This window comes from Pseudovibrio sp. WM33, assembly GCF_001623165.1.
Taxonomy (GTDB): domain Bacteria; phylum Pseudomonadota; class Alphaproteobacteria; order Rhizobiales; family Stappiaceae; genus Pseudovibrio.
Genome location: NZ_LMCK01000105.1, coordinates 28,895 through 37,382 on the forward strand (window position 1 = coordinate 28,895; position 8,488 = coordinate 37,382).

General features: G+C 52.5%; 6 protein-coding genes and 1 pseudogene. All 7 read left to right on the forward strand.

Annotation, left to right across the window (positions count from 1 at the left end; all coding sequences use genetic code 11):
- Positions 1 to 59 precede the first annotated feature (59 nt).
- The 7 genes and pseudogenes from PsWM33_RS19185 to PsWM33_RS19215 all read left to right on the forward strand — a co-directional run bounded on the left by PsWM33_RS19185 (position 60) and on the right by PsWM33_RS19215 (position 8,448).
- Complete coding sequence (locus tag PsWM33_RS19185; protein ID WP_063297104.1) at positions 60 to 1,751, forward strand: thiamine pyrophosphate-binding protein; 1,692 nt, start codon at positions 60 to 62, stop codon at positions 1,749 to 1,751.
- Between the two features lie 32 nt (positions 1,752 to 1,783).
- A pseudogene (locus tag PsWM33_RS19190) lies at positions 1,784 to 2,895 on the forward strand (enolase C-terminal domain-like protein).
- Positions 2,892 to 4,133: an NAD(P)/FAD-dependent oxidoreductase gene (locus tag PsWM33_RS19195; protein ID WP_063301292.1), complete on the forward strand. Its 1,242-nt coding sequence runs from the start codon at positions 2,892 to 2,894 to the stop codon at positions 4,131 to 4,133. The pseudogene PsWM33_RS19190 and the gene PsWM33_RS19195 overlap by 4 nt, the downstream one beginning before the upstream one ends.
- 33 nt (positions 4,134 to 4,166) lie before the next feature.
- Complete coding sequence (locus PsWM33_RS19200) at positions 4,167 to 5,147, forward strand: TRAP transporter substrate-binding protein (RefSeq protein WP_063287563.1); 981 nt, start codon at positions 4,167 to 4,169, stop codon at positions 5,145 to 5,147.
- Positions 5,148 to 5,208: 61 nt separating this feature from the next.
- Positions 5,209 to 5,742 carry a TRAP transporter small permease gene (locus PsWM33_RS19205; protein WP_057461374.1) on the forward strand — a complete coding sequence of 178 codons (534 nt, stop codon included), beginning with the start codon at positions 5,209 to 5,211 and terminating at the stop codon, positions 5,740 to 5,742.
- Between the two features lie 5 nt (positions 5,743 to 5,747).
- On the forward strand, positions 5,748 to 7,061 hold the full coding sequence (locus PsWM33_RS19210) for a TRAP transporter large permease (RefSeq protein ID WP_063297107.1): 1,314 nt from the start codon (positions 5,748 to 5,750) through the stop codon (positions 7,059 to 7,061).
- A gap of 1,033 nt (positions 7,062 to 8,094) precedes the next feature.
- Complete coding sequence (locus PsWM33_RS19215) at positions 8,095 to 8,448, forward strand: hypothetical protein (protein ID WP_063297108.1); 354 nt, start codon at positions 8,095 to 8,097, stop codon at positions 8,446 to 8,448.
- Positions 8,449 to 8,488 lie beyond the last annotated feature (40 nt).

The window sequence follows — 8,488 nt, forward strand, 5'->3', positions numbered from 1 at the left end:
TTCTTCGGGTTTAGTAAATTGCCTGCTTAACGGGTGGGACGGGTCTGATAGGTGACACTGTGACGAATAAGATGAATGGTGCAGAAGCCATGGTAAAAATGCTGGAGGCGCAGGGCGTCCAGCACATTTTCGGTCTTTGCGGCGATACAACACTGCCGTTTTATGACGCGATGTATAAGCTTGATCACAAGATGACCCACGTTTTGACCCGTGATGAGCGCTGTGCCACTTACATGGCCGATGCGTATTCACGAGTGACCGGACGTCCGGGTGTGTGTGAGGGGCCGTCTGGTGGTGGCGCAACCTACATTTTGCCGGGTCTGATCGAAGCCTCTGAAAGCTCTTATGCTGTGCTTGGCATCACGACAGACATTTCTGTTGGATCCTACGGCAAGTACCCACTGACCGAAGTGGATCAGGAAGCGCTGATGCGTCCGCTGACCAAGTGGAACACCGTGATCAAGCGCGCTGACCACATTCCGCGGATGGTTCGTAAAGCCTTCCGTGCCATGACAACCGGTCGCTCCGGTGCGGCTCATCTCGGCCTGCCCTACGATATTCAGTATGATGCGGTCGATGCCTCTGACATCTGGGCAGACCAGCAGCTGACATCATATCCAGCTTACCCTCAGGCCCCTGCTCCAGGTGCTGCTGAAGCTGCGGTTGATGCGATCCTTTCTGCGAAGAAACCGCTTATTGTGTGCGGCGGCGGTGTTGTGATTGCTGGTGCTATGGAAGAACTGGAGCGTCTGGCATCCCGTCTCGATATTCCGGTTGCAACGTCTATCTCCGGTCAGGGTTCACTGGCTGAAACCCATCCAAACTGTGTCGGTGTAGTCGGGTCCAATGGCGGAACGGACGAGACATGGGAAGCCATGGCCAATGCGGACCTTGTGGTGTTCATGGGGGCTCGTGCCGGCTCCACCACCACTTCCCGCTGGGAAGCGCCATCTGCTAAGACCCGTGTTGTTCACTTCGACAACGACCCAATGGTGATCGGTGCCAACTACGAAGTGGAAGTTGGCGTTGTTGGTGACCTCAAGCTGTCTCTTGCGCAGGTCAACGCTGTTCTCGACAAACGCGATCAGGGCGCTGACACTTTCGGCGGTGCTGCTGCTGTTGCAGACATCAAGAAACGTAAGTTCGAGATCTTCAACAAACTGGCTCAAAGCGGTGAAGCGCCAATCCGTCCTGAACGCGTGATTGATGCGATGATGAAGGTGTTGCCGGTTGATGCCACAGTGATCTCCGATCCAGGCACCTCCTGTCCGTACTTCTCTGCTTATTACCAGCTGCCGCAGTCTGGTCGTTACTTCATCACCAACCGCGCGCATGGCGCATTGGGTTACTCGCTCTCTGCAGCGCTGGGTGCATGGTATGGCCGTCCAACCAGCAAAGTGGTTGCCATGATGGGTGATGGCTCCTTCGGCTTCACCTGTGGTGAGCTAGAGACTGTGTGCCGCTCCCGTGCGCCAATCACGTACATCGTGTTCTCTAACTCCAGCTACGGCTGGATTAAAGCGAGCCAGTATGCAGACACAGATGCGCGCTACTACAATGTAGACTTCAACCGCACTGATCAGGCCGCTGTTGCCGCTGCTTATGGTGTGAAGAGCTGGCGTGTTGAAAATCCTGATGATCTGGAGCGTGTCCTCAAAGAGGCAATCGAACATGACGGCCCAACGCTGATTGATGTTGTGACGCAGCCTCTTGAAGAAGCAAACGCCCCTGTACGTCGCTGGATGGGATAAGAGCCATGAACGCTGAACAGAAAATCACCGGGATGGATGTCTGGCACGTACAGCTGCCAGTAAATGCCCGCCGCGACCATGGCATTGGTTCTGTTGAACACGCCGTTGATATTGTCATCCTCCGCTTAACGGCGGAGGGGGGCGAAACCGGTTGGGGGGAAGCCTCGCCGTGGTCTGTCTTCACAGGTTCTGCAGAAGCCACCTTTGCGGCGCTCGACCGCTACATCCGTCCGCTTGTTGTTGGCCGCACCATTGGTGAACGCGCCACGATCATGAAGGACGCCCAAAAGGCGGTTGCTCATTGTACCGAGGCGAAAGCAGCTCTGGAAACAGCACTGCTCGACCTACAGGGCCGAATCTCTGATTTGCCGGTCTGGGCGCTTCTGGGTGGCAAATGCCGCGATACGATCCCTCTTTCCTGTTCTATTGCTGATCCTGATTTCGATCGTGATTTGGCATTGATGGAACGTTTGAAAGAGGATGGTGTGCGCATCATCAAGCTCAAAACCGGCTTTAAGGGTCACGAGTTTGATATGATGCGTATGGAGCGCCTACGCATGAGCTATCCTGAGTTTTCCATTCGCGTGGACTACAATCAGGGTCTGCACCACGATAGTGCCCTAGCGTGCGTTCGCGACATCGCGAGTTTTCAACCAGATTTTATCGAACAGCCGGTTGCGCATAACCTTCGGGAACTTATGGCAACTATCCGAAATTCCATCGATGTGCCGCTTCTTGCGGACGAAAGCATCTTTGGGCCAGAGGATATGCTGACCGCGATTAACATGGGGATAGCTGACGGTGTTTCAGTCAAAATAATGAAGAGTGGAGGCTTGACTCGGCCCAAACTGTAGCCCGCATGGCCGCAACCGCTGGTATGAGTGCTTATGGTGGCGACATGTTTGAATCCGGCCTCGCCCACCTTGCCGGAACGCATATGATTGCTGCAACGCCAGAAATCACTTTAGCTTGTGAGTTTTATCAGGCAAAATACTTCCTAGTAGAAGACCTTATGGAAACGCCATTTGAAACCAGAGGCGGCGATGTGATCGTTCCGCAAACGGCAGGCTTGGGAGGCCGGCCGGATCTGGAGAAAGTTGAGCACTATGCGATTTCCAAGAGTGCGGTGCTGGGGGCTGCATGAATAAAAATAATGTCGTCGTCATCGGTGCAGGGATCGTTGGTGTATCAGCAGCTTTATGGTTGAAGCGTGAGGGTCATGATGTGACCCTCATCGACAAGGGGGAGCCCGGCATGGGCGCATCCTTTGGCAATGCGTGTGTTCTGGCCAGCTGCTCCGTGGCGCCAGTCACAGCGCCGGGTTTGATCCTGAAAGGCCCAAAGCTTCTGCTGGATCCAAACTTCCCGCTGTTCCTGCGTTGGAGCTATCTGCCGAAGCTGGCGGGCTGGCTGGCACGTTATCTGTCGCACGCAACGGATAAGGAAACCCGCCGCATTGCGCAGGGGCTGACGCCGATTGTTGGTGACAGTGTGGACCAGCACCATGCATTGGTGGACGGAACCAGCGCTGCAAAGTGGCTGCAGGAAAGCACCTACAGCTTTGCCTACAACGACAGAGCCGCCTTTGAAGCAGACGCATACACCTGGGAACTGCGTCGCAAAGCCGGGTTTGTGCCGGAATTGATTGAAGGCGACGCCGTTCACGAGATGGAACCAATCCTTGCCAGGAACATCAAACTGCTGGCGTTGATGCGTGATCATGGGTTCATTCAGGACCCGGGTGCATATGTTCAGGATCTGGTGCAGATTTTCAAAGAGATGGGCGGCACGTTTGTGCAGGCTGAAGTGAAGGATTTCGATCTGTCGGGCGGCTCAATTTCAGCTGTCATGACTGACAGAGGACGTTTTGAGTGCGATCGTGCCGTTCTGGCAACGGGCGTCTGGTCCAAGCCTTTGATGAATAAGCTTGGCATCAACGTGCCGCTGGAAGCCGAGCGCGGTTACCACATTTTATTCAAGAACCCGAGCGAGCAGCCGAGCCAACCAATCATGGTCGCCTCCGGCAAGTTCGTGGCAACACCAATGGCACAGGGATTGCGCTGTGCGGGTGTTGTTGAGTTTGGCGGGCTGGAAGCTGGTGCTTCCAAGGCTCCTCTGGCTCTACTACGGAAAAAGGTTCGCGAGAGCTTCCCGCATCTGGAAGCATCAAGCGAAGAAGAATGGTTGGGCTTCCGCCCTGCGCCATCGGACAGTCTCCCCCTCATCGGTGAAGTGGGCAAAAGCGGTGTTTATGCAGCGTTTGGGCACCACCACATCGGCCTGACGGGCGGTCCAAAAACCGGGCGGCTGGTCTCTGATCTGATCAGCGGTAAACGCCCCAATAACGATATAAGCCCTTACGATCCGCAAAGATTTAATTGAGGGCATCACTAATTTTCTTGGAGGAGAGAACATATGAAGAAGTCTAGTCTACTGGTCACCTTGAGTGTTTCCGCTATGGCGTTGGGGGCAACTGCTGCTTCTGCGGAAAAGTGGGACCTGCCAATGGCATACTCAGGGTCCAATTTCCATTCAGTAACGGGTGCAGAATTTGCAGCATGTATTACGTCTGGCACTGGTGGTGAAATCGAAGTAACCACTCATCCGGGGGGCTCCTTGTTTAAGGGCGGCGACATCAAGCGCGCAGTTCAGACAGGTCAGGTGCCAATCGGAGAGCGTCTGCTTTCCGGTCACCAAAACGAAAATGCCTTGTTCGGTGTGGATTCCGTTCCATTCCTCGCAACATCTTTTGATGATGCGGCAAAGCTTTGGACTGCTGCAAAGCCAGCGCTTGAAAAGGTTCTTGGCGAACAGAACCTGACCCTGCTGTATTCTGTGCCATGGCCTCCTCAGGGTCTGTACTTCAAAAATGCAGTCAACTCTGTTGCTGACATGGAAGGCATTAAATTCCGCTCTTACAACACCGCAACTGCGCGTCTTGCTGAGCTGACAGGCATGCTGCCAGTTTCCATTGAAGCAGCTGAAATCTCTCAGGCGTTTGCAACCGGTGTTGCTGACTCCATGGTCTCCTCCGGTGCAACTGGTTACGATCGTAAAGTTTGGGAAAGCCTCAACTACTTCTACGAAGTGGATGCATGGCTGCCACGCAACTACATGCTCGTCAACTCTGATGTGTGGTCTGGTGTTTCTGAAAAGAACAAAGGCATCATTCAGGGCTGTGCGGCAACAGCAGAAGCAGCTGGCCTCAAGCGTTCTATCGACTACACAAACTTCACCCTTGATGGCCTGCGTGAAGGCGGCATGAAGGTTGAAAAGGGTAGTGACCAGATGAAAGCTGACCTGCAGGAAATTGGTGCAACCATGACTGCAGAATGGCTTGAAGCTGCTGGTGACGATGGCAAGGCTGTTGTCAGCACCTTCAAAGCAATGAAATAAGCACGCAAAAGCCGGAGAACCTTTTGGAACTCCGGCTTTTCTTTTTTCGAGGGGGAGAACAATGAAGCTGACACGCGCACTGCGCTTAGGGCTGGATGGGATCTACAAGACAGCTGGAGTTCTTTCCGCGCTTTGTCTGATTGCCATCCTCGGACTGATTGTCGTGCAGATGCTGGCACGTTGGACGGGAGAGGTCTTTCCGGGCGCCGCAGAATATGCAGGCTATGCCATGGCCGCCGCCAGTTTCCTTGCATTTGCCAATGCCTTGAACAAGGGCATCCATATTCGCGTATCCATCCTGCACCAAATGCTGGGCAAGACCGCACAGCGCATTCTGGAAATCTGGTGTTTTGCCATTGGCTCCGCCACGATCTGGTACTTCGTGTACTACGCCTACCGTTTCGTTTACTGGTCCCACAAGTTCAATGACATCAGTCAGGGACAGGACCGCACACCGCTTTGGATCCCACAGGGCTTCATGTTCCTTGGTGCCTTGATCCTTGCGATTGCTCTCACAGACCACCTCCTTCAACTCATATTCACTGGCAAGCACCGTATTGCGCCTGAACTTGAAGAAGCAGTTGCCGGAGAATAAGAGCAATGGAAAATATAAGCATTATCATTCTGTTCCTGTTTGTCATGTTCACCTTGCTTGGCACCGGCGTCTGGGTCGGTCTGGCACTTATGGGTGTGGCATGGGTTGGCATGGAACTGTTCACCACCCGCCCTGTTGGCGACGTGATGTTGACGACCATTTGGTCGGCCTCCTCCTCCTGGACACTGACGGCGCTGCCGCTGTTCATCTGGATGGGTGAAATCCTGTATCGAACCCGATTATCGGAAGATATGTTCCGTGGCCTTGCCCCTTGGATGGCCCGCCTTCCTGGCGGTCTGGTTCACACCAACATTGTGGGCTGTACAGTCTTTGCAGCGGTCTCTGGTTCTTCTGCCGCGACACTGACCACCGTTGGCAAGATGTCTATCCCTGAGCTGCGTAAGCGTGATTATCCGGAAAAGATGATCATTGGCACGCTGGCTGGTGCAGCAACGCTGGGTCTGATGATCCCGCCATCTCTGACGCTGATAGTTTATGGTGTGACCATCAACGAGAGTATCTCCAAGCTGTTCTTTGCAGGCATTATGCCGGGCATCGTGCTGGCTGGCATGTTCATGGCGTATGTGGCCATCACCTCCAAAGTCTCTTCTAAATGGAATCCGAAAGCGGAACCTAAGATGAGCTTTACTGAGAAGGTGAAGAACACCCGCTTCCTGCTGCCTGTGATCCTGCTGATCCTCATTGTGATTGGCTCCATGTATCTGGGCTACGCAACGGCGACAGAAGCTGCAGCCTTTGGTGTGATTGGAAGTCTGATCCTTGCAGCTTCACAGGGTTCGCTGTCCTGGAAAAGTTTCACGAGCAGTTTGATGGGGGCGACCTACACCTCCTCTATGATTGCACTGATCCTTGCCGGTGCTGCGTTCCTGTCGCTTTCCATGGGCTTTACGGGTCTGCCGCGCGGTCTGGCTGACATGATCGCAACGCTGGAGCTCAGCCGCTTTGAGCTGCTGATGGTACTGCTGGTGTTCTACGTGATCCTCGGCATGTTCCTGGATGGGATTTCGTCCGTGGTGCTGACCATGGCGGTGGTGGAACCAATGATCCGTCAGGCTGGTATTGACCTGATATGGTTTGGTATCTTCATTGTGGTGGTGGTTGAGATGGCGCAGATCACGCCGCCGATCGGGTTTAACCTGTTCGTCCTGCAAGGCATGACCAACTATCAGATGGGGTTCATTGCGCGTGCAGCGTTCCCGATGTTCCTGATCATGGTTGCGATGGTCTTTGTTCTGATCGCGTTCCCTGAGGTTGCCACATGGCTGCCTGAGAACATCCGCAGCAGGCCCGGAGGTTAGCGCCTCCTGAACCACCTGCCGTAAGTGCCGATCTCTGGATACTCTGATCTACGAAAGTAGGTCGGGGTATTTACTTAGAGTAAGCAATCTGAAGTTCATCAGCTTAGTTTGATTAAACCATTAAGTGCGCACAGACGCTGGATTCCTCATTTCTAGATTTCCGGATTTGTCCTCTTCAACTGACACTATTATCCACTTTGATTGCCCTGATTTGCCGTTGTGTGGTCACTTTTAAGGTAAATATATGACCTAAACGGCACCTTGGTGATATATTTTCACTATAAAATGAGTGTCACCCTCATATTTTTTGTGTTGACACGCACATGAGTGTGACATGCATTACGTCACATGGGGTAACTTACTCAAACGTAAGGTGATTTTTATCGATAAATTTTTATGTAAGATAAATTTAATATATCATAAGTATAAAAATACTGATATTTCAATAATACCTAGAGTTGTATTTACACTAAACATTTGGATAACATTTATTCTAGATCTAAGAGTATAGATTTCTTCGCCACATTTATGCCCCAATTACGGCCAAATATTGAACTCAGATCAGGTCACCTCCCAAAACGGGGATGTGTAACTGGCGGATTGCATCGTATCTGCAATGTGTATTCAAAGTGGTATGATGAGATTAATGCAAGTTATGCATAGGGGATTTGATTAGGACTTCAGGTAACTGAAGTTGGTTGGGTGACACTAAACGTTACTCAAAACGTTTGTCGCTATGAGGCACGCTCATTGTGAGCATTTAGCGAAGCTGGGAGGCTAGGCTATGACATGTATTCGTAGTGTAGACTTGCATTCCGAATGCGGCATTAGCAGTATTCAGGTGCGTCCAGGGACTTCTCCGAAATAGAGATCCGACTTGGATTGGGACCCTTTGAAGCCAACACGTGACGTGTAGCCATCTGAAGGACCTCCTGCCAGCGGTATCACACCAACAATTTAACATCACTGTACCTCGGAGTGCGCTCCGGGAGCGGTGAAACTTATCTAACTTTTGTCTGAAAGGGATAAAGACATGGGCTGGTGGAATCCATTCAAAGCAATCGCAAACGTCGTAACCAAAGCTGTTAGCGCAGTGATTGAAACCGTCTCCGATGCATTTGGTCAGCATGAGCTTGGTCAGAAGATCGCAGGCGTATTTGAAGCTGTGGTTGACACTATTGTTGACGTTGTTGTGGACATAGCCGTGGGGGTTGCCACATCAAACCCAGTTACGGCCGTTGTCAGCGTCATCACCAACATCGCTGAAGGTATTAAGGACGTTTATGACGCCCTCAACCCTGCATCTGAAACTGTGGAAGTTGCTGCAGCAGATGCACCAGTGCTGGAAGGCAATGCAGACTACGGTTCTGATGACATGTTGATGTAATCAGAACGGTTCGGGCGCCACGAGCTTGGGCGTGGCGCCC